The sequence below is a fragment of the Pseudomonas sp. C2B4 genome, assembly GCF_013359695.1.
Lineage (GTDB): Bacteria > Pseudomonadota > Gammaproteobacteria > Pseudomonadales > Pseudomonadaceae > Aquipseudomonas.
This window is the reverse complement of the sequence record NZ_JABFMU010000010.1, coordinates 35,771-57,913: the sequence shown is the minus strand read 5'-3', so window position 1 is coordinate 57,913 and position 22,143 is coordinate 35,771. Positions and strand designations below refer to the sequence as shown.

The window sequence follows — 22,143 nt, the reverse complement described above, 5'->3', positions numbered from 1 at the left end:
GTAGGGTTAATGCGCTGATGCCCCTTGAAGCTGAATTTTGCGGCCCCATATAGCTGGGCAGAAGCGCGAGTCAGGCTCGCGGACGTTATTGAAAGGAGAATTCTATGGCTGACGAACAGACAGTGGATACGCAAAACCCAGACGCCAACCAGGCGCCCGAGGCTTCGGGTGAAGACCTGGCGGCTCGTGTACAAGTGCTCGAAGAGCAACTGGCAGGTGCGCAGGATCAGGCTTTGCGTGTGGCCGCCGATCTGCAGAACGTCCGCCGTCGCGCCGAGCAGGATGTAGAAAAGGCTCACAAGTTCGCGCTGGAAAAATTCGCCGGCGACCTGCTGCCGATCATTGACAGTCTGGAGCGCGGCCTGGAGTTGTCCAGCCCGGATGACGAAAGCATCCGCCCAATGCGCGAAGGCATCGAGCTGACCCTGAAAATGTTCCAGGACACCCTGAAACGTTATCAGCTGGAAGCGATCGATCCGCATGGCGAACCGTTCAACGCCGTCCTGCATCAGGCGATGGCCATGCAGGAAAGCGCGGACCTCGAGCCGAACAGCGTGCTCAAGGTGTTCCAAAAGGGTTACCAGCTCAACGGACGCCTGCTGCGCCCGGCGATGGTCGTGGTCAGCAAGGCCCCTGCGCCAGTTTCGCCTTCTATTGATGAGCAGGCTTGAAATTAGCCGCAAGGCCCCCATTTAGAAGTCAAGCGTTTAAGTGCTACCGCAGTTGGCCACAACCGCTGCGGCAACCAAATCCAAAGTTTCGGGAGAGTGAACATGGGCAAAATTATCGGTATCGACCTGGGGACTACCAACTCCTGCGTCTCCGTGCTGGAAAACGGCAAGGCAAAAGTTATTGAAAACGCCGAAGGCGCGCGCACCACGCCGTCGATCATCGCTTACGCCAACGACGGCGAAATCCTGGTTGGCCAGTCGGCCAAGCGTCAGGCTGTGACCAATCCGCACAACACCCTGTACGCGGTGAAGCGTCTGATCGGTCGTCGCTTCGAAGAAGAAGTGGTACAGAAAGACATCCAGATGGTCCCTTACAAGATCGTCAAGGCTGACAACAACGACGCTTGGGTTGAAGTGAACGGCCAGAAAATGGCTCCGCCACAAATCTCGGCTGAAATTCTGAAGAAAATGAAGAAGACCGCCGAAGACTACCTCGGCGAGCCTGTGACTGAAGCGGTGATCACCGTTCCGGCCTACTTCAACGACAGCCAGCGTCAAGCCACCAAAGACGCCGGCCGCATCGCGGGCCTGGACGTAAAACGTATCATCAACGAACCGACCGCGGCCGCTCTGGCATACGGCATGGACAAGGCCAAGGGCGACCACACCGTGATCGTTTATGACCTGGGTGGCGGTACTTTCGACGTTTCCGTGATCGAAATCGCCGAAGTCGATGGCGAGCACCAGTTCGAAGTGTTGGCCACCAACGGTGACACCTTCCTGGGCGGTGAAGACTTTGACATTCGTCTGATCGACTACCTCGTCGACGAATTCAAGAAAGAAAGCGGCATGAACCTCAAAGGTGATCCGCTGGCAATGCAGCGCCTGAAAGAAGCCGCTGAAAAAGCCAAGATCGAGCTGTCGTCCGCTCAGTCGACCGACGTGAACCTGCCGTACATCACTGCAGACGCCACCGGTCCTAAGCACCTGAACGTGAAGATCTCCCGCGCCAAGCTGGAAGCGCTGGTAGAAGACCTGGTTCAACGTACCATTGAGCCTTGCCGCATCGCTCTGAAAGACTCCGGTATCGACGTTGGTTCGATCAACGACGTGATCCTGGTTGGTGGTCAGACCCGTATGCCACTGGTTCAGAAGCTGGTGACCGAGTTCTTCGGTAAAGAAGCTCGTAAAGACGTGAACCCGGACGAAGCCGTTGCCATGGGTGCTGCGATCCAGGGCGCTGTTCTGGCCGGTGATGTGAAAGACGTACTGCTGCTGGACGTCAGCCCGCTGACCCTGGGTATCGAAACCATGGGTGGCGTGATGACCGCGCTGATCGAGAAAAACACCACGATTCCTACCAAGAAATCGCAAGTGTTCTCGACGGCCGATGACAACCAGGGCGCCGTGACCATTCACGTGCTGCAAGGTGAGCGTAAGCAGGCGGCGCAGAACAAGTCCCTGGGCAAGTTCGACCTGGCCGAGATTCCACCAGCTCCACGTGGTGTGCCACAAATCGAAGTGACCTTCGACATCGATGCCAACGGCATTCTGCACGTAGGCGCCAAGGACAAGGCTACCGGCAAGACTCAGTCGATCGTGATCAAGGCCAACTCCGGTCTGTCCGACGAAGAAATCGAGCGCATGGTGCGTGACGCCGAAGCTAACGCCGAGGAAGACCGCAAGTTTGAAGAGCTGGCCGCTGCTCGTAACCAGGGTGATGCACTGGTTCACTCGACGCGCAAAATGGTCGCTGATGCTGGCGACAAGGTGAGCGCTGAAGAGAAAACCGCAATCGAGGCTGCTGTAGTTGCGCTGGAAGCCGCTGTAAAAGGCGACGACAAGGCTGCGATCGAAGCCAAGGTTGAAGAGCTGTCCAAGGTCTCCGCGCCAGTGGCTCAGAAGATGTATGCCGAGCAGGCACAGCCAGCAGAAGGTGCGGCACCGAAAGACGAATCGGCTGAGAAGGCTGATGACGTGGTCGATGCTGAGTTCGAAGAAGTCAAAGACCACAAGTAAGTTGTTGGTCGGCCGGTTGACTGCCTTGAGGCGGTGACTGGTAGGATGTCGCCGCGCGGGAGCTTGCTCCCGCGTTGGCGTGTCTGGAATACGCGAATTTTTACAGCATGCGACAAGGTTCGGGTGCTGGCGGTATGGTCGGGAATGCTCCTGCTTTCCGAGCCGAAGGTGCCGCACTGAAACAAAGACCAGGATCGTTGAATTGACGTGAGTTGGGTCCGGGCCTGTATTGGGGCTCAACGAGTTTGGCAGGGCTCAGGAGAGGTTTGCCGAACGTCCTCAAGAGTGCAAATGACTTATGGCAAAGCGTGACTATTACGAAGTATTGGGTGTTGAACGAGGCTCAAGCGAGGCGGACCTGAAAAAGGCCTACCGTCGCCTGGCGATGAAGCACCACCCGGACCGTAATCCCGATGACAAAGCGTCGGAAGAGATGTTCAAGGAGGCCAACGAGGCCTACGAAGTGCTGTCCGATTCCAGCAAGCGTGCGGCCTACGACCAGTATGGCCATGCCGGCGTCGATCCGAGCATGGGTGGTGGCGGTGCCGGATTCGGCGGCCAGAACTTCTCCGACATCTTTGGCGATGTCTTCAGTGACTTCTTCGGTGGCGGTCGCGGTGGTTCCCGTGGCGGCGCTCAGCGCGGTAGCGACTTGCGTTACACCCTGGAACTGGACCTGGAAGAAGCGGTGCGCGGCACGACCGTGAATATCCGCGTTCCGACGCTGGTCAACTGCAAGCCATGCGACGGCTCGGGTGCCAAGAAAGGCTCCTCGCCGGTGACGTGCCCGACCTGTGGCGGTATCGGTCAGGTACGCATGCAGCAAGGCTTCTTCTCGGTGCAGCAGACCTGCCCGCGCTGTCATGGCCAGGGCAAGATCATTTCCGATCCGTGCGATTCCTGCCATGGTGAGGGCCGTGTCGAAGAGTACAAGACCCTGTCGGTGAAGGTGCCGGCCGGCGTCGATACCGGTGATCGCATTCGCCTCTCGGGTGAAGGCGAGGCGGGCGCCCAGGGTGGGCCGACAGGTGATCTCTACGTGGTGATCAACGTGCGTGAGCACTCGATCTTCCAGCGCGACGGCAAGCACCTGTTCTGCGAAGTGCCGATCAGCTTCGTCGATGCGGCGCTGGGTGGCGAGCTGGAAATTCCGACCCTGGATGGTCGAGTCAAGCTGAAGATCCCTGAAGGGACTCAGACCGGCAAGCAGTTCCGTGTCCGTGGCAAGGGCGTCGCGCCAGTGCGTGGCGGTGGTGCCGGTGACTTGATGTGCCGTGTGGCGGTCGAGACGCCGGTCAATCTGAGTCGTCGTCAGCGTGAAATGCTGGAAGAGTTCCGCAGTTCGCTGGCGGACGACAATAGCCATTCGCCGAAAACCACAGGCTGGTTCGAAGGCGTGAAGCGCTTCTTCGGCGATTTGTAAGGAGACAGGCATGCGACGTATAGCTGTGATGGGCGCCGCGGGGCGCATGGGCAAAACCCTGATCGAGGCTGTGCATCAAGCATCGGGCGCGGGTCTGACGGCTGCGGTGGATCGTCCTGACAGTACGTTGGTTGGCGCCGATGCCGGCGAGCTGGCTGCACTGGGCCGAATCGGCGTGCCGCTGTCCGGTGATCTGGATCGTGTCGTTGACGAGTTCGACGTACTGATCGATTTCACGCACCCGACGGTGACCCTGAAAAACCTCGCCTTCTGCCGCAAGCACGGCAAGGCGATGATCATCGGTACCACCGGTTTCAGCGTCGAAGAGAAGCAGTTGCTGGCGGAGGCGGGCAAGGACATCCCGATCGTCTTCGCGGCCAACTTCAGTGTCGGTGTAAACCTGTGCCTGAAGTTGCTCGACACCGCTGCTCGCGTGTTGGGTGATGATGTCGATATCGAAATCACAGAAGCTCACCACCGGCATAAGGTCGATGCCCCATCGGGTACGGCGGTGCGCATGGGTGAAGTGATTGCCGATGCGCTGGGTCGTGACCTGAAGAAGGTGGCTGTTTACGGTCGTGAAGGCCAGACCGGTGCCCGTGAACGCGAAACGATTGGCTTTGCCACGGTCCGCGCTGGTGACATCGTGGGTGATCACACTGTGCTGTTCGCCGCCGATGGCGAGCGTGTGGAGATCACTCACAAAGCGTCCAGCCGCATGACCTTTGCCAAGGGCGCTGTACGTGCTGCGTTGTGGCTGGATGGGCGCGAGCCTGGTCTGTACGACATGCAAGACGTGCTCGACCTGCGTTAAGATGTGCCTGAAATCGGGCTCAAACCTAGGGTTTGGGCCCGGTTTTATTCCGCCAAGCGACGACCTGTCGCATTCTCCGGCCTTTCGGGCTCATTGGCGGTAGACCAAAAATGCCTTTTTCTGTAAGCTACAGCTTTAGTGTGTCCACTAAAAGCGCGCAGAATAATTCAGTGAAGAAGCGGGGTGACGTGTCCATACGTCACTCCGCTTTTTTACAACCTGCGATCGCCCTTTCAGGCTTTATTTACGGGAGGTCTTCTTGACTAAGCCAGCCATACTCGCCCTTGCTGATGGCAGCATTTTTCGCGGCGAAGCCATTGGAGCCGACGGTCAGACCGTTGGTGAGGTGGTGTTCAACACCGCAATGACCGGCTATCAGGAAATCCTTACCGATCCTTCCTACGCCCAACAGATCGTTACCCTGACTTACCCACACATCGGCAACACCGGCACCACGCCGGAAGACGCCGAGTCGAACCGCGTCTGGTCCGCTGGCCTGGTTATCCGTGACCTGCCCCTGGTGGCGAGCAACTGGCGTAACACGATGTCCCTGTCGGACTACCTGAAGGCCAACAACGTTGTGGCCATCGCCGGTATCGACACCCGTCGCCTGACGCGCATTCTGCGTGAAAAAGGCGCGCAGAACGGCTGCATCATGGCCGGTGACAACATTTCCGAAGAAGCCGCCATCGCCGCCGCCCAAGGCTTCCCTGGCCTCAAGGGCATGGACCTGGCAAAAGTCGTCAGCACCAAGGACTCCTACGAGTGGCGCTCGACTGTCTGGGATCTGAAAACCGACAGCCACGCAACCATCGAAGCTTCCGAGCTGCCGTACCACGTGGTCGCCTATGACTACGGCGTCAAGGTCAACATCCTGCGCATGCTGGTCGAGCGCGGTTGCCGCGTGACCGTGGTGCCGGCGCAAACCCCGGCCGCCGATGTACTGGCGCTGAAACCGGACGGCGTGTTCCTGTCCAACGGCCCTGGCGACCCGGAGCCTTGCGACTACGCGATCCAGGCGATCAAGGATGTGTTGGAAACCGAGATCCCGGTCTTCGGTATCTGCCTCGGTCACCAACTGCTGGCCCTGGCCTCTGGCGCCAAGACCCTGAAAATGGGTCACGGCCACCACGGTGCCAACCACCCGGTCCAGGACCTGGACACCGGCGTTGTGATGATCACCAGCCAGAACCACGGTTTTGCGGTAGACGAAACGACCCTGCCAGCCAACGTCCGCGCGATTCACAAGTCGCTGTTCGACGGCACCCTGCAAGGGATCGAGCGTACCGACAAGAGCGCCTTCAGCTTCCAGGGTCACCCTGAAGCCAGCCCTGGCCCGAACGACGTAGCGCCATTGTTCGATCGCTTCATCAATGAGATGGCCAAGCGACGCTGATCGCTCGCCCTGATGTAGCAAAGCCTGAGGGCGGTCCCGATATCGGTGGCCCCCTCAGGTCTTCAGAGATTGAACAAGACGGCTTGCCGACTGACCTGCGGATTTGAGTGACAAACCCATGCCAAAACGTACAGACATTAAAAGCATCCTGATTCTCGGCGCTGGCCCGATCGTGATCGGCCAGGCCTGCGAATTCGACTACTCCGGCGCCCAGGCCTGTAAAGCCCTGCGCGAGGAGGGTTACCGCGTCATCCTGGTGAACTCCAACCCGGCCACCATCATGACCGACCCGGCCATGGCTGATGCAACCTACATCGAACCGATCAAATGGCAGACCGTTGCCAAGATCATCGAGAAAGAGCGTCCGGACGCACTGCTGCCGACCATGGGTGGCCAGACTGCCCTGAACTGCGCCCTGGATCTGGAGCGCGAAGGCGTTCTGGAGAAGTTCGGCGTGGAAATGATCGGTGCCAACGCCGACACCATCGACAAGGCTGAAGACCGTTCGCGTTTCGACAAGGCCATGAAGTCCATCGGCCTGGCGTGCCCGCGTTCCGGTATCGCCCACAGCATGGAAGAGGCCAACGCGGTCCTCGAGAAGCTGGGCTTCCCGTGCATCATCCGTCCGTCCTTCACCATGGGCGGCACCGGTGGCGGTATCGCTTACAACCGTGAAGAGTTCGAAGAAATCTGCGCCCGCGGTCTGGATCTGTCGCCGACCAAAGAGCTGCTGATCGACGAATCGCTGATCGGCTGGAAAGAGTACGAGATGGAGGTTGTCCGCGATAAGAAGGACAACTGCATCATCGTCTGCTCCATCGAAAACTTCGACCCGATGGGTGTGCACACCGGTGACTCGATCACCGTGGCGCCTGCACAGACCCTGACCGACAAGGAATACCAGATCCTGCGTAACGCCTCCCTGGCGGTACTGCGCGAGATCGGCGTGGAAACCGGTGGTTCCAACGTTCAGTTCGGTATCTGCCCGAACACCGGCCGCATGGTCGTGATCGAGATGAACCCACGCGTTTCCCGTTCCTCGGCACTGGCTTCGAAAGCCACCGGTTTCCCGATCGCCAAGGTCGCGGCCAAACTGGCTGTGGGCTACACCCTGGACGAACTGTCGAACGATATCACCGGCGGCAAGACCCCGGCGTCCTTCGAACCGTCCATCGACTACGTCGTCACCAAGCTGCCACGCTTTGCCTTCGAGAAGTTCTCCAAGGCTGACGCGCGCCTGACCACTCAGATGAAGTCGGTAGGTGAAGTCATGGCAATCGGCCGTACCTTCCAGGAGTCCCTGCAGAAAGCCCTGCGTGGCCTGGAAGTCGGTGTTTGCGGCCTGGACGAGAAAGTTGATCTGAGCAACCCGGAAAGCATGAGCGTACTCAAGCGCGAGCTGACCGTTCCAGGGGCTGAGCGTATCTGGTACGTGGCGGACGCAATGCGCGCCGGCATGAGCGTTGAAGATATCTTCGGCATGACCATGATCGATCCTTGGTTCCTGGTGCAGATGGAAGATCTGATCAAGGACGAAGAGAAGGTCAAGACCCTGGGTCTGACCAGCATCGACCGCGACCTGATGTTCCGCCTCAAGCGCAAAGGCTTCTCCGATCAGCGTCTGGCCAAATTGTTGGGCGTGACCGAGAAGAGCCTGCGTGCTCATCGCCACAAAGTCGAAGTGTTCCCGGTCTACAAGCGTGTCGACACCTGCGCCGCCGAGTTCGCCACTGATACTGCTTACCTCTACTCGACGTACGAAGAAGAGTGCGAAGCCGCGCCATCGGGTCGCGACAAGATCATGATCCTGGGCGGCGGTCCTAACCGTATCGGTCAGGGTATCGAGTTCGACTACTGCTGCGTACACGCGGCACTGGCGCTGCGCGATGACGGGTACGAGACCATCATGGTCAACTGCAATCCGGAAACCGTTTCCACTGACTACGACACCTCCGATCGTCTGTACTTCGAGCCAGTAACCCTGGAAGACGTGCTGGAAATCGTCCGCGTCGAGAAGCCGAAAGGCGTGATCGTCCAGTACGGCGGCCAGACCCCACTGAAACTGGCTCGTGCCCTGGAAGCAGCCGGCGTGCCTATCATCGGCACCAGCCCTGACGCCATCGATCGTGCCGAAGACCGCGAGCGCTTCCAGCAAATGGTCCAGCGCCTGAACCTGCGTCAGCCGCCAAACGCCACTGTGCGCAGCGAAGACGAAGCGATTCGTGCTGCCGCCAAGATCGGCTACCCGCTGGTGGTGCGTCCGTCCTACGTATTGGGCGGTCGCGCGATGGAAATCGTCTACGAAGAAGAAGAACTCAAGCGCTACCTGCGTGAAGCGGTTCAAGTGTCCAACGACAGCCCGGTGCTGCTGGACCACTTCCTCAACTGCGCCATCGAAATGGACGTGGATGCTGTCTGCGACGGCAAAGACGTTGTGATCGGCGCGATCATGCAGCACATCGAGCAGGCCGGCGTTCACTCCGGTGACTCCGCGTGCTCGCTGCCGCCGTACTCGCTGCCTGCGCACATCCAGGACGAGATGCGCGAACAGGTCAAGAAGATGGCCCTGGAACTGGGCGTGGTTGGCCTGATGAACGTACAGTTGGCGCTGCAAGGCGAAGACATCTACGTCATCGAAGTCAACCCGCGTGCCTCGCGTACCGTGCCTTTCGTGTCCAAGTGCATCGGTGTTTCCCTGGCAATGATCGCAGCGCGCGTGATGGCCGGTAAAACCCTGAAAGAACTGGGTTTCACCAAGGAAATCATCCCGAATTTCTACAGCGTGAAAGAGGCGGTGTTCCCGTTCGCCAAATTCCCTGGCGTTGACCCGATCCTCGGCCCTGAGATGAAGTCCACCGGTGAAGTGATGGGTGTGGGCGACACTTTCGGTGAAGCATTCGCCAAGGCCCAGATGGGCGCCAGCGAAGTGCTGCCGACCGGCGGTACTGCGTTCATCAGCGTGCGCGACGACGACAAGCCGCTGGTTGCAGGCGTGGCCCGTGATCTGATCAACTTGGGCTTCGAAGTGGTTGCCACTGCCGGTACTGCCAAGCTGATCGAAGCTGCAGGCCTGAAAGTGCGCCGCGTGAACAAGGTCACCGAGGGTCGTCCGCACGTGGTCGACATGATCAAGAATGACGAAGTCACCCTGATCATCAACACCACCGAAGGTCGCCAGTCGATCGCTGACTCCTATTCCATTCGTCGCAATGCCCTGCAGCACAAGATCTACTGCACCACGACCATTGCTGCTGGCGAAGCGATCTGCGAGGCGCTGAAGTTCGGTCCCGAGAAGACCGTACGCCGCTTGCAGGATCTACACGCAGGATTGAAGGCATGAGCATAACGAAGTACCCAATGACCGTTCAGGGCGCTCGCGCCCTGGAAGAAGAGCACGCTCACCTGACCAAGGTCGTCCGTCCGAAGCTCAGCCAGGACATCGGTACGGCCCGCGAGTTGGGTGACCTGAAGGAAAACGCCGAATACCACGCTGCTCGCGAGCAGCAAGGTATGGTCGAGGCGCGGATCCGTGACATCGAAGGCCGCATGCAGAACGCTGTGGTGATTGATGTCACGACTATTCCTCACACCGGTAAGGTGATTTTCGGCACGACTGTCGAAATCGCCAACGTCGAGACCGATGAAAGCGTGACTTACCAGATCGTGGGTGAGGACGAAGCTGACATCAAGCTCGGCAAGATCTCCGTTGGCTCGCCCATTGCCCGTGCCTTGATCGCCAAGGAAGAAGGTGATGTGGTTGCGGTCAAAACGCCGAGCGGCGTTATCGAGTACGAGATTGTCGAAGTTCGCCACATCTAAAGGCAGGCGCCCGCTGCGTGCGGGCGCCATGCTTTGGCAGTTGACCCAGATGCTATGGGTCGGCGGTTTGTGGCTGTTACACATCGGTCTGCTGCCGGTGCTGGGCCGAATTGGCCTGGCGCCGCTGCTGATTGATGAAATTGCAGGCGTGTTGAATGCGCTGATGGTGGGATTTGCCGCGGCGTGCGTGGTATTTCAGGCTTTGGTGCTGGTTCAGGCCGAGGGCCTTGTCAGTCTATGGCGGGATATTCGCGGGCAATTGTTGCTGATGGCGCTGTATGCGTGCGCGATGTACTTCGCAGTACGTATCGGTTGGCCGGATGCGATGCGGTGGATGGCATTCAGCTATCTCGTCCTGGGCTTTTCAGGGTTGGTGCTGGTGTTGCAGCCAGTGCCGGGATGGAGTGGCAGGGCGCGCGAAGCGCACCCTTGACCCTTGCCATCACTTGAAGCGATGGACGTTCGACAGCTGCTTGTTGACGCTGAAGTTCTTGCGGTAAATCAATGCCATCTTGCCGATGACCTGAACCAGGTCCGCTTTGCCGACCTTGCACAGCTCTGCAATGGACGCCAGGCGCGACTCGCGATCCAGGATGTTGAGCTTGATCTTGATCAGCTCGTGATCCGCCAAAGCGCGTTCAAGCTCGGCTAAAACACCTTCAGTCAGACCATTGTCAGCCACAATCAAAACTGGTTTCAGGTGGTGGCCAATGGATTTGTACTGTTTCTTCTGCTCTTGAGTGAGCGGCATAATCTGACCCTTTCGTCTGGATTCTGTAAAATGGCGGCCATTTTACCCGAGGGTTCGTGGATCCGCCCAATTAATCACGACCCTTATCATCGAGGTGCCCAATGGCGCGTTCCAAGACAAGCCTTGGTTGGCTGAAAAGACATGTCAATGATCCCTATGTGAAGCAGGCGCAGAAGGATGGCTACCGCTCGCGTGCGAGTTACAAGCTTCTGGAGGTCCAGGAGAAATACAAGCTGATCCGCCCGGGTATGACCGTTGTCGACCTGGGGGCGGCACCCGGTGGCTGGTCGCAGGTCACTAGCCGGCTGATCGGTGGTCAGGGGCGTCTGATCGCCTCGGACATCCTGGAAATGGACAGCATTCCGGACGTGACTTTCATCCAGGGTGACTTCACCCAGGACGAAGTGCTCGCTCAGATCCTGGATGCCGTGGGTAATTCGCCGGTGGACCTTGTGATTTCCGATATGGCCCCCAATATGAGTGGTACGCCTGCCGTAGATATGCCCAAAGCCATGTTTCTTTGCGAGCTGGCGCTTGATCTGGCGGCTCGGATACTCAAGCCGGGTGGTAATTTCGTGATCAAGGTTTTTCAGGGTGAAGGGTTTGATGCTTACGTGAAGGACGCTCGTCAGAAATTCGACAAGGTCCAGATGATCAAGCCGGACTCTTCCCGTGGCAGTTCCCGTGAGCAATACATGCTGGCTTGGGGCTACCGCGGCCGGAGTGAATAAAGCGAGTTTTTTGCGGGGCAATAGGAATTTCGTATTTCGCCCTGTGAGAAATAGCGAATATTGTGTAGGAAGTGTTTCACAAAGGGTTACAGACGGCGCCTGCCAGAGTTGTAGGTAATGTAGTAAGTTAGGCCGGTGAATATCATGCGAAGCGCGCGCCATCAGCGGCGCTTGCTTCAGAGGGTAGTTAATTGAACGATATGGCAAAGAATCTGATCCTGTGGTTGATCATCGCGGCTGTCCTGGTGACAGTGATGAACAACTTCTCCAGCCCTAACGAGCCGCAGACCCTCAACTATTCCGACTTCATCCAGCAGGTCAAGGATGGCAAGGTCGAACGCGTGGCGGTTGATGGCTACGTGATTACCGGCAAGCGCAACGATGGCGACAGCTTCAAGACCATTCGTCCGGCAATCCAGGACAACGGCCTGATCGGCGACCTGGTGGACAACCACGTTGTGGTCGAAGGCAAGCAGCCTGAGCAGCAAAGCATCTGGACTCAGCTCCTGGTCGCGAGCTTCCCGATCCTGGTGATCATCGCCGTGTTCATGTTCTTCATGCGCCAGATGCAGGGCGGTGCCGGTGGCAAGGGCGGGCCGATGAGCTTCGGCAAGAGCAAGGCGCGCCTGCTCTCTGAAGATCAGGTAAAAACTACCCTGGCTGACGTTGCAGGTTGCGACGAAGCCAAGGAAGAAGTCGGCGAGTTGGTCGAGTTCCTGCGTGATCCGGGCAAGTTCCAGCGCCTGGGCGGTCGCATTCCACGCGGCGTGCTGATGGTCGGTCCTCCAGGTACTGGTAAGACGTTGCTGGCCAAGGCAATCGCTGGCGAGGCCAAAGTGCCTTTCTTCACCATTTCCGGTTCCGACTTCGTCGAAATGTTCGTCGGTGTCGGTGCCAGCCGTGTTCGCGATATGTTCGAGCAGGCCAAGAAGCACGCGCCGTGCATCATCTTCATCGACGAAATCGACGCCGTTGGTCGCCATCGTGGTGCAGGCATGGGCGGTGGTCACGACGAGCGCGAGCAGACTCTCAACCAATTGCTGGTGGAGATGGACGGGTTCGAAATGAACGACGGCATCATCGTGATTGCCGCCACCAACCGTCCTGACGTACTGGACCCTGCGCTGCTGCGTCCGGGCCGTTTCGACCGTCAGGTCGTGGTCGGTCTGCCGGATATCCGTGGTCGCGAACAAATTCTCAAGGTTCACATGCGCAAAGTGCCAATGGGTGACGACGTTGCTCCGGCAGTGATCGCTCGTGGTACCCCTGGTTTCTCCGGTGCCGACCTGGCCAACCTGGTGAACGAGGCATCGTTGTTCGCTGCCCGTGCAGGCAAGCGCATCGTCGAAATGAAAGAGTTCGAACTGGCCAAGGACAAGATCATGATGGGCGCTGAGCGCAAATCCATGGTCATGTCCGAGAAAGAAAAGCAGAACACCGCTTATCACGAAGCCGGCCACGCCATTGTCGGTCGCGTCGTGCCTGAGCATGATCCGGTGTACAAGGTCTCGATCATCCCGCGCGGTCGTGCGCTGGGCGTGACCATGTTCCTGCCGGAAGAGGATCGCTACAGCCTGTCCAAGCGCGCGCTGATCAGCCAGATCTGCTCGCTGTACGGTGGTCGTATCGCTGAAGAAATGACTCTGGGCTTCGATGGCGTCACCACTGGTGCGTCCAACGACATCATGCGTGCCAGCCAGATTGCACGGAACATGGTGACCAAATGGGGTCTTTCCGAGAAACTCGGTCCGCTGATGTACGCTGAAGAGGAAGGTGAAGTGTTCCTCGGTCGCGGCGGCGGTGGCCAGAATGCAAGTTTCTCCGGTGAGACAGCCAAGCTGATCGACTCCGAAGTGCGCAGTATCATCGACCAGTGCTACGGCACCGCCAAGCAAATCCTCACGGACAACCGTGACAAGCTAGACGCCATGGCTGATGCCCTGATGAAGTACGAGACGATTGATGCCGAGCAAATCGACGACATCATGGCGGGGCGTACGCCTCGCGAACCTCGCGATTGGTCGGGCGGTACCGGTACTTCCGGGACGCCTCCGGCGGTGCAGGATGAGCGTCCGCAAACACCTATCGGCGGTCCGGCTGCTGACGTTTAAGGTTTGAAATGACTTCTGTTCAGTCCTCGACCCGGTTGCCTTGCGGCAACCGGGTTCTTGATTTGGCCCAGACGCATGTCATGGGCATTCTCAATGTCACTCCCGATTCCTTCTCCGATGGCGGCCAGTACAGTCAGCTCGATGCGGCCTTGCGCCATGCCGAGGCGATGGTGGCAGCCGGCGCGACACTGATCGATGTCGGCGGTGAATCCACACGGCCAGGCGCCAGGGCGGTTTCGCCACTGGAAGAGCTTGAGCGTGTCGCCCCGATTGTCGAGCGAATTCACCGTGAATTGGATGTGATCATCTCGGTCGATACCTCCACCCCAGCCGTCATGCGAGAAACCGCGCGGTTGGGGGCTGGTTTGATCAATGATGTGCGTTCGTTGCGTCGTGACGGTGCGCTTGATGCGGCAGCGGCAACGGGTTTACCGGTCTGTCTGATGCATATGCTGGGTGAGCCGGGCGATATGCAGGACAATCCGCAGTACCAGGACGTCACGAGAGAAGTCGGTGAGTTTCTCGCCGAGCGCATGACTCAGTGTGCGTCGGTGGGTATTGCGGCAGAGCGGATAATTCTCGATCCGGGTTTTGGCTTCGCAAAAACCTTGCAGCACAATCTAAGCTTATTCAAACATATGGAAGCTTTGCATGCCTTGGGGCGGCCCCTGTTGGTCGGGGTTTCTCGCAAGAGCATGATAGGCCAGGCCTTGAGTCGCCCGGTGGATGAGCGCCTGTATGGTGGGCTCGCCCTGGCGGCACTGGCATCACACAAGGGGGCGCGTATATTGCGCGTCCATGATGTGGCCGAAACAGTCGATGTGGTGAGGATGATCGCCGCAGTGGAATCAGCCGAATAAGAATGATGGAGCGCTTATGACTAGGAAATACTTTGGTACTGACGGCATTCGTGGCCGAGTCGGTGAATACCCGATTACTCCTGACTTCATGCTCAAGCTCGGCTGGGCTGCGGGTATGGCGTTCCGCAAGATGGGTGCCTGCAAGGTACTGGTCGGCAAGGACACCCGGATTTCCGGATACATGTTCGAATCGGCACTTGAAGCGGGTCTGACATCGGCGGGTGCTGATGTGATGCTGCTCGGCCCTATGCCGACACCGGCAATTGCCTATCTGTCGCGCACATTCCAGGCTGAGGCCGGTATTGTGATCAGCGCCTCGCACAATCCACACGACGATAACGGCATCAAGTTTTTCTCCGGCAAGGGCACCAAGCTGCCGGATGAGCTGGAGCTGATGATCGAGGAGTTGCTGGATGCGCCGATGACGGTGGTCGAGTCGAGCAAGATCGGCAAGGTCTCGCGAATCAATGACGCCTCTGGTCGTTATATCGAGTTCTGCAAGAGCAGTGTACCGACCGGCACAAGCTTCTCGGGCCTGAAAATCGTTCTCGATTGCGCCCATGGTGCGACTTACAAAGTAGCGCCTAGCGTTTTCCGTGAGTTGGGCGCCGATGTTGTAGTTCTGTCCGCGCAACCCAATGGATTGAATATCAACGACAACTGCGGTTCGACCCACATGGGTCAATTGCAGGCCGCTGTTCTGGCTGAGCATGCTGATCTGGGTATTGCCTTCGATGGTGATGGCGACCGCGTTCTGATGGTTGATCACACGGGTACCATCGTCGATGGTGATGAGCTTCTGTTCATCATTGCCCGCGATTTGCATGAGCGCGGCAAGTTACAGGGCGGTGTAGTCGGTACGTTGATGAGTAACCTGGGTCTTGAGCTGGCCTTGGCAGATCTGGGTATTCCCTTCGTACGTGCCAATGTCGGTGACCGTTATGTAATTGCTGATCTGTTGGAGCGCGACTGGCTGGTGGGTGGCGAGAACTCGGGGCATATCGTTTGCTTCAATCACACCACCACCGGCGATGCGATCATTGCAGCGTTGCAGGTGCTGATGGCATTGAAAACTCGCTCCGAAGGGTTGGCTCAGGCTCGCCAGGCGCTGCGGAAGTGTCCGCAGGTATTGATCAATGTGCGCTTCGGTGGCGGTGCTAGTCCTCTCGATCACCCGTCGGTGAAGGAGGCCAGTGAGCGTGTAACCAAGGCCATGGCGGGGCGTGGGCGTGTCCTGTTGCGCAAGTCCGGTACAGAGCCGCTGGTGCGCGTTATGGTCGAAGGTGAGGACGAAACACAGGTTCGCGGCTACGCCGAAGAGCTGGCAAAACTGGTTACTGAAGTTTCTGCCTGAATTCGGCTTGCCAGCCATGATTGTGTTGGGTAACATCTGCGCCCACTTTGACCGACGAGGTACAGCATGCGTCGCCCTATGGTAGCTGGTAACTGGAAGATGCACGGTACCCGCGCCAGCGTCGCTGAGCTGATCAATGGCCTGAGTCAAATGGCCTTGCCGAGCGGTGTTGATGTCGCGGTATTCCCGCCTTACTTGCATATCAATCAAGTGATTGATGGCTTGAAAGGAAAGTCGATTTCGGTCGGCGCGCAGAACTCTGCGGTGGAATCCGGGCAAGGTGCATTGACCGGTGAGATTGCGCCGAGTCAGTTAGTGGATGCAGGTTGTTCCTTCGTACTTGTCGGGCACTCCGAGCGTCGCCTCATCATGGGCGAGCAGGATGGAGCGCTGAATCGCAAGTTCGCAGCGGCACAGGCATGTGGCTTGATTCCGGTGTTGTGTGTAGGGGAAACCCTCGAGCAGCGCGAAGCCGGAAAAACTCTTGAGGTTGTCTCGCGTCAGCTGGGCAGTATCATCGAGGAGCTGGGTGTCGGAGCTTTTGCAAAGGCAGTAATTGCTTACGAGCCGGTCTGGGCCATTGGCACCGGGCTGACTGCTTCGCCGCAACAAGCGCAGGATGTGCATGCAGCCATTCGCGCTCAGTTGGCGGCAGAGAATTCTGAAGTCGCGCAAGGTGTGCGGCTTCTATACGGCGGCAGCGTGAAGGCGGCCAATGCGGTCGAACTGTTCGGCATGCCGGATATCGATGGGGGCCTCATTGGTGGGGCTTCCCTGAATGCAGATGAGTTCGGTGCGATTTGTCGCGCCGCGGGAAACTGAAAAAATGCTGGAAACAGTCGTAGTCGTTTTTCATCTGCTGGGTGCATTGGGCGTAGTGGCTCTGGTATTGCTGCAGCAGGGTAAGGGTGCGGATGCTGGCGCGTCTTTCGGAGCAGGTGCTTCAAATACTGTGTTCGGAAGCCAAGGTTCCTCTACCTTTCTTAGTAAGTTTACTGCTATACTTGCCGCAGGTTTTTTCATAACCAGCTTAGGGTTAGGTTACTTTGCTAAAGAGAAGGCTCACCAGCTGACTCAAGTAGGTCTCCCAAATCCAGCGGTGTTGGAAGTTCCAAAGCAACAACCGGCTTCTGATGATGTCCCGGTGCTTCAAGAGCAAAAGTCGGCTACTCCAGCGACTGACGTACCTCCAGCTCAAGAGCAGAAGTAAGAAGGGTTTCAAACGTAGTATTGCCGAGGTGGTGGAATTGGTAGACACGCAACCTTGAGGTGGTTGTGCCCATAGGGTGTAGGGGTTCGAGTCCCCTTCTCGGTACCAATTAGTCAGGAGAGCCCGCTGTTGCGGGCTTTCTTGCAGGTGGAAGGTTACATTGACCCTGTCAGGGATCGGTCGTATACTTCCGCCCCAGCTTTGTCGCGGGGTGGAGCAGTCTGGTAGCTCGTCGGGCTCATAACCCGAAGGTCGTCGGTTCAAATCCGGCCCCCGCAACCAGTTTAAGGAGCCCCTTTTAAGGGGCTTTTTGTTAGCTGGACACTTTCAACGCCGCTGTTCGACGGCGTTTCAAGGATGGGCGTTTAGCCCATTTTTTTATTTTGCATAGCATGCACATACATGCACTAGGGGGTTCAGGTGTCGAGCAAGCTAGAAGAGTTGCAGGCCTTGCTGGCCCCGGTGGTCGTGGCCCTAGGCTATGAATGCTGGGGTATTGAGTTTACGGCTCAAGGTCGCCACTCAATGTTGCGCGTTTATATCGATAAAGAGGGCGGCGTGCTGGTGGACGATTGTGCCATTGTCAGCCGTCAGATCAGCGGTGTGCTGGATGTTGAAGATCCAATCGCCGTTGAATACACCCTTGAAGTTTCCTCGCCTGGCATGGAACGCCCGCTGTTCACTCTTGAGCAGTTTGCAAAATTTGCCGGTGAACAAGTGAAGATCAAGCTGCGCTCGCCTTTTGAAGGTCGACGCAACTTTCAGGGCCTTCTGCGCGGTGTAGAAGAGCAGGATGTCGTGGTGCAGGTAGATGACCATGAGTTCCTGTTGCCGATCGATATGATCGACAAGGCCAACATTATTCCCAGTTTTGACTGAGACGCGGATCCCGCGGATCCAATGGCTTGCGAAAGGCGAGGCGTACGATGAGCAAAGAAGTACTGCTGGTTGTTGAGTCGGTATCCAATGAAAAGGGCGTACCGGCAAACGTGATTTTTGAAGCGCTGGAGCTGGCTCTGGCCACTGCTACCAAAAAGCGTTTCGAGGACGAAGTCGATCTGCGTGTGGAAATCAATCGCCACACCGGTGCTTACGAAACTTTCCGTCGCTGGACGGTCGTCGAAGAAGCAGACCTGGACGATCCGGCCATCGAAACCTGGCCGAGCAAGGTTGCCGAAACGCATCCTGGCGCCAAGGTCGGCGACGTGGTCGAAGAGAAGATCGAGTCTATCGAGTTCGGTCGTATCGCTGCGCAGACGGCTAAACAAGTCATTGTGCAGAAAGTCCGCGAGGCCGAGCGCGCTCAGGTTGTTGACGCTTATCGCGAGCACCTGGGTGAAATCATCTCCGGTACCGTCAAGAAAGTAACCCGCGACAACGTGATCGTTGACCTGGGTAACAACGCCGAAGCGTTGCTGGCTCGTGAGGACATCATTTCCCGCGAAACCTTCCGGGTTGGCGTGCGCCTGCGCGCGCTGCTCAAGGAAATCCGCACCGAAAACCGCGGCCCGCAGCTGATTCTGTCGCGTACCGCGCCGGAAATGCTGATCGAGTTGTTCCGCATCGAAGTGCCGGAAATCGCTGAAGGCCTGATCGAAGTAATGGCAGCGTCCCGTGATCCGGGTTCGCGCGCCAAGATCGCCGTCCGCTCCAAGGACAAACGCATCGACCCTCAGGGCGCTTGCATCGGTATGCGCGGTTCGCGCGTCCAGGCAGTGTCGGGTGAGTTGGGCGGTGAGCGTGTTGATATCGTCCTGTGGGACGACAACCCGGCTCAGTTCGTAATCAACGCCATGTCCCCGGCCGAGGTTGCGGCAATTATCGTTGACGAAGATGCCCATGCCATGGACATCGCCGTTGGCGCAGACAATCTGGCTCAGGCCATCGGTCGCGGTGGTCAGAACGTGCGTCTGGCTAGCCAGTTGACTGGCTGGACCCTGAACGTGATGACCGAATCGGACATCCAGGCTAAACAGCAAGCAGAAACCGGCGACATCCTGCGCAACTTCATCGACGAGCTGGAAGTCGACGAAGAACTGGCTCAGGTGCTGGTAGATGAAGGCTTCACCAGCCTGGAAGAGATTGCCTACGTACCGTTGGAAGAAATGCTCAACATCGACGGCTTTGACGAAGATATCGTCAACGAGCTTCGCGCTCGTGCCAAGGATCGTTTGTTGACCAAAGCCATCGCTACTGAGGAAAAGCTGGCAGACGCCCATCCGGCCGAAGACCTGCTCTCGCTTGAGGGTATGGACAAGGATTTGGCGATGGAACTGGCGGTGCGCGGCGTAATTACCCGCGAAGACCTGGCCGAGCAGTCTATTGACGACCTGCTCGACATCGACGGCATTGACGATGATCGTGCCGGCAAGTTGATCATGGCCGCCCGAGCCCATTGGTTCGAGTAATTAGGCGCGGCCTGAGGAGAGAAGTGCATGACGCAAGTCACGGTGAAACAACTGGCCGATGAGGTCAAAACACCGGTAGAGCGCCTGTTGCAGCAGATGCGTGAGGCAGGTCTGCCGCACACCGCCGCCGAAGAACATGTGACTGACAGTGAGAAGCAATCCTTGCTGACTCACTTGAAAAGCAGCCACAAGGCGAAAGTGGAAGAACCACGCAAGATCACGCTGCAGCGTAAAACCACCAGCACCCTGCGTGTTGCTGGCAGCAAAAGCATCAGCGTTGAAGTACGCAAGAAGAAAGTCTTCGTACAGCGCAGCCCGGAAGAAATCGAAGCCGAGCGCAAGCGTGAACTGGAAGAACGTCGCGCAGTAGAAAATGCTGCACGTCAGAAGGCTGAAGAAGAAGCCAAGCGTCGCGCCGAAGAAGAAGCGCGTCGCCAGCCTGCTGCTGCGCCGACCGCTCCTGTCGAACCTGTTGCAGCGCCTGTTGCGGTTGCCGAGCCTGTGCGCGAAAGCGCTCCGGTTGTTGCGGCTGCCCCGGCTCCTGCGGCGGACACTCGCAAGCGCGACGAACAGCGTCGTCCGGACAAGCCACGTGCCGACGACAACAATCGTCGCGGTGGCGGCGATGGCGAGCGCAAAAACGCTCCGCATCGTGCATCGGTCAAGGAAAAGGCGCCTGCTCCACGCGTTGCCCCGCGTACTACCGACGAAGAAAGCGATGGCTTCCGTCGTGGTGGTCGCGGCAAGGCCAAGCTGAAGAAGCGCAACGCCCACGGTTTCCAGAGCCCAACCGGCCCTGTCGTGCGCGAAGTGAAGATCGGCGAGACCATCACTGTGGGCGATCTCGCTCAGCAGATGTCGGTCAAGGCTGCTGAAATCATCAAGTTCATGTTCAAACTGGGTACGCCAGCGACCATCAACCAGGTACTGGATCAGGAAACTGCCCAGCTGGTTGCTGAAGAACTGGGCCATAAAGTGACCCTGGTCAGCGATACCGCCCTGGAAGATTCCCTGGCCGAGTCCCTGAAGTTTGAAGGCGAGGCCGTTGCCCGTGCGCCGGTCGTGACCGTAATGGGTCACGTTGACCATGGTAAGACTTCCCTGCTGGACTACATCCGTCGTGCCAAGGTAGCTGCTGGCGAAGCCGGCGGTATTACTCAGCACATCGGTGCCTACCACGTTGAAACCGACCGTGGCATGGTGACGTTCCTCGATACCCCGGGTCACGCCGCGTTTACCGCAATGCGTGCCCGTGGTGCCAAGGCGACCGACATCGTGATCCTGGTGGTTGCAGCGGACGACGGCGTGATGCCGCAGACCATCGAAGCTGTTCAGCATGCCCAGGCCGCTGGCGTTCCGCTGGTCGTGGCAGTGAACAAGATCGACAAGCCGGGTGCCGACCTCGATCGCATCCGTAGCGAATTGTCGGTACATGGCGTGACTTCGGAAGATTGGGGTGGCGACACTCCATTCGTACCGGTCTCGGCGAAGATGGGTACCGGTGTCGACGAACTGCTCGAAGCCGTTCTGCTGCAAGCCGAAGTTCTGGAACTGACGGCTACGCCTTCGGCTCCTGGCCGTGGTGTCGTGGTTGAATCGCGTCTGGACAAGGGCCGTGGTCCGGTGGCTACCGTTCTGGTTCAAGACGGTACTCTCCGTCAGGGTGATATGGTCCTGGTCGGTTCGAACTATGGCCGTGTTCGCGCCATGCTCGACGAGAACGGCAAGCCAATCAAGGAAGCCGGTCCAGCTATCCCTGTCGAGATTCTCGGCCTGGACGGCACCCCGGATGCCGGCGACGAGATGAGTGTTGTGGCCGACGAGAAGAAAGCCCGTGAAGTAGCTCTGTTCCGTCAAGGCAAGTTCCGCGAAGTCAAACTGGCTCGTGCTCACGCAGGCAAGCTGGAAAACATCTTCGAAAGCATGGGTCAGGAAGAGAAGAAGACGCTCAACATCGTCCTCAAATCTGACGTCCGTGGTTCGCTGGAAGCGTTGAACGGTGCCTTGAATGGCCTGGGTAACGACGAAGTGCAAGTGCGTGTAGTCGGTGGCGGTGTCGGTGGTATCACCGAGTCCGACGCCAACCTGGCACTGGCCTCCAACGCTGTACTGTTCGGCTTCAACGTGCGTGCCGATGCCGGCGCTCGCAAGATCGTCGAGCAGGAAGGTCTGGATATGCGTTACTACAACGTGATCTACGACATCATCGAAGACGTGAAGAAAGCCCTGACCGGCATGCTCGGCAGTGATGTTCGCGAGAACATCCTGGGTGTGGCCGAAGTGCGTGACGTGTTCCGTTCGCCGAAGTTTGGCGCGATCGCCGGTTGCATGGTTATCGAAGGTGTTGTTCACCGCAACCGTCCAATCCGTGTACTGCGTGAAGACATCGTTATCTTCGAAGGCGAGCTGGAATCCCTGCGCCGCTTCAAGGATGACGCTTCCGAAGTGCGTGCCGGCATGGAATGCGGTATCGGCGTGAAGAGCTACAACGACGTCAAGGTCGGTGACAAGATCGAAGTCTTCGAGAAGGTTCAGGTTGCTCGCAGCCTCTAACTCGCGCACTTCAAGAGCCGTGA

General features: G+C 58.1%; 18 protein-coding genes and 2 tRNA genes. 19 read left to right on the top strand and 1 reads right to left on the bottom strand.

Annotated features, from left to right (window positions below):
* Window positions 1-104 precede the first annotated feature (104 nt).
* The 8 genes from grpE (at window position 105) to HNQ83_RS09975 (ending at window position 10,575) form a co-directional block, all read left to right on the top strand.
* Window positions 105-671 carry a nucleotide exchange factor GrpE gene (gene grpE, locus HNQ83_RS10010; RefSeq protein WP_095194007.1) on the top strand — a complete coding sequence of 189 codons (567 nt, stop codon included), beginning with the start codon at window positions 105-107 and terminating at the stop codon, window positions 669-671.
* 102 nt (window positions 672-773) lie between these two features.
* Window positions 774-2,690, top strand: coding sequence for a molecular chaperone DnaK (dnaK, locus tag HNQ83_RS10005; protein WP_175388785.1), 1,917 nt, complete (start codon window positions 774-776; stop codon window positions 2,688-2,690).
* Between the two features lie 298 nt (window positions 2,691-2,988).
* On the top strand, window positions 2,989-4,113 hold the full coding sequence (gene dnaJ / locus HNQ83_RS10000) for a molecular chaperone DnaJ (RefSeq protein WP_007973132.1): 1,125 nt from the start codon (window positions 2,989-2,991) through the stop codon (window positions 4,111-4,113).
* A gap of 10 nt (window positions 4,114-4,123) precedes the next feature.
* Window positions 4,124-4,927 (top strand): 4-hydroxy-tetrahydrodipicolinate reductase, encoded by an 804-nt coding sequence (gene dapB / locus HNQ83_RS09995; RefSeq protein ID WP_175388784.1) that lies wholly within the window; start codon window positions 4,124-4,126, stop codon window positions 4,925-4,927.
* A gap of 259 nt (window positions 4,928-5,186) precedes the next feature.
* Window positions 5,187-6,323, top strand: coding sequence for a glutamine-hydrolyzing carbamoyl-phosphate synthase small subunit (carA, locus tag HNQ83_RS09990; RefSeq protein ID WP_175388783.1), 1,137 nt, complete (start codon window positions 5,187-5,189; stop codon window positions 6,321-6,323).
* Window positions 6,324-6,441: 118 nt separating this feature from the next.
* Window positions 6,442-9,663, top strand: coding sequence for a carbamoyl-phosphate synthase large subunit (carB, locus tag HNQ83_RS09985; RefSeq protein WP_175388782.1), 3,222 nt, complete (start codon window positions 6,442-6,444; stop codon window positions 9,661-9,663).
* Window positions 9,664-9,665: 2 nt separating this feature from the next.
* The gene (gene greA / locus HNQ83_RS09980; protein ID WP_175388845.1) at window positions 9,666-10,142 is read left to right on the top strand and encodes a transcription elongation factor GreA; all 477 of its coding nucleotides are present in this window, start codon (window positions 9,666-9,668) and stop codon (window positions 10,140-10,142) included.
* Window positions 10,143-10,170: 28 nt separating this feature from the next.
* Window positions 10,171-10,575: an MFS transporter gene (locus HNQ83_RS09975; RefSeq protein WP_175388846.1), complete on the top strand. Its 405-nt coding sequence runs from the start codon at window positions 10,171-10,173 to the stop codon at window positions 10,573-10,575.
* A gap of 9 nt (window positions 10,576-10,584) precedes the next feature.
* On the opposite strand, the gene HNQ83_RS09970 is transcribed toward HNQ83_RS09975, so the two are convergent.
* Window positions 10,585-10,893 (bottom strand): YhbY family RNA-binding protein, encoded by a 309-nt coding sequence (locus HNQ83_RS09970; RefSeq protein WP_007942889.1) that lies wholly within the window; start codon window positions 10,891-10,893, stop codon window positions 10,585-10,587.
* 101 nt (window positions 10,894-10,994) lie between these two features.
* Here HNQ83_RS09970 and rlmE point away from each other — a divergent pair, with 101 nt between their 5' ends.
* The 11 genes from rlmE to infB all read left to right on the top strand — a co-directional run bounded on the left by rlmE (window position 10,995) and on the right by infB (window position 22,120).
* A complete protein-coding gene (gene rlmE / locus HNQ83_RS09965) occupies window positions 10,995-11,624 on the top strand; it encodes a 23S rRNA (uridine(2552)-2'-O)-methyltransferase RlmE (RefSeq protein ID WP_008057410.1) in 630 nt (209 codons plus the stop codon).
* A 200-nt stretch (window positions 11,625-11,824) separates the two neighbouring features.
* Window positions 11,825-13,735 (top strand): ATP-dependent zinc metalloprotease FtsH, encoded by a 1,911-nt coding sequence (gene ftsH / locus HNQ83_RS09960; RefSeq protein ID WP_077046416.1) that lies wholly within the window; start codon window positions 11,825-11,827, stop codon window positions 13,733-13,735.
* 8 nt (window positions 13,736-13,743) lie between these two features.
* Window positions 13,744-14,595, top strand: a complete 852-nt coding sequence (gene folP, locus HNQ83_RS09955) for a dihydropteroate synthase (protein ID WP_175388781.1) — start codon at window positions 13,744-13,746, stop codon at window positions 14,593-14,595.
* Between the two features lie 16 nt (window positions 14,596-14,611).
* On the top strand, window positions 14,612-15,949 hold the full coding sequence (glmM, locus tag HNQ83_RS09950) for a phosphoglucosamine mutase (RefSeq protein WP_175388780.1): 1,338 nt from the start codon (window positions 14,612-14,614) through the stop codon (window positions 15,947-15,949).
* Window positions 15,950-16,015: 66 nt separating this feature from the next.
* Window positions 16,016-16,771 carry a triose-phosphate isomerase gene (gene tpiA, locus HNQ83_RS09945; protein ID WP_175388779.1) on the top strand — a complete coding sequence of 252 codons (756 nt, stop codon included), beginning with the start codon at window positions 16,016-16,018 and terminating at the stop codon, window positions 16,769-16,771.
* 4 nt (window positions 16,772-16,775) lie between these two features.
* Window positions 16,776-17,159 carry a preprotein translocase subunit SecG gene (secG, locus tag HNQ83_RS09940; RefSeq protein WP_017336473.1) on the top strand — a complete coding sequence of 128 codons (384 nt, stop codon included), beginning with the start codon at window positions 16,776-16,778 and terminating at the stop codon, window positions 17,157-17,159.
* 22 nt (window positions 17,160-17,181) lie between these two features.
* A tRNA-Leu gene (locus HNQ83_RS09935) sits at window positions 17,182-17,267 on the top strand.
* Between the two features lie 97 nt (window positions 17,268-17,364).
* A tRNA-Met gene (locus tag HNQ83_RS09930) sits at window positions 17,365-17,441 on the top strand.
* A gap of 138 nt (window positions 17,442-17,579) precedes the next feature.
* Window positions 17,580-18,038, top strand: coding sequence for a ribosome maturation factor RimP (gene rimP, locus HNQ83_RS09925; RefSeq protein WP_110966294.1), 459 nt, complete (start codon window positions 17,580-17,582; stop codon window positions 18,036-18,038).
* A gap of 47 nt (window positions 18,039-18,085) precedes the next feature.
* Window positions 18,086-19,567 carry a transcription termination factor NusA gene (gene nusA, locus HNQ83_RS09920; protein WP_175388778.1) on the top strand — a complete coding sequence of 494 codons (1,482 nt, stop codon included), beginning with the start codon at window positions 18,086-18,088 and terminating at the stop codon, window positions 19,565-19,567.
* Between the two features lie 27 nt (window positions 19,568-19,594).
* A complete protein-coding gene (gene infB / locus HNQ83_RS09915; protein WP_175388777.1) occupies window positions 19,595-22,120 on the top strand; it encodes a translation initiation factor IF-2 in 2,526 nt (841 codons plus the stop codon).
* Window positions 22,121-22,143: the final 23 nt, after the last annotated feature.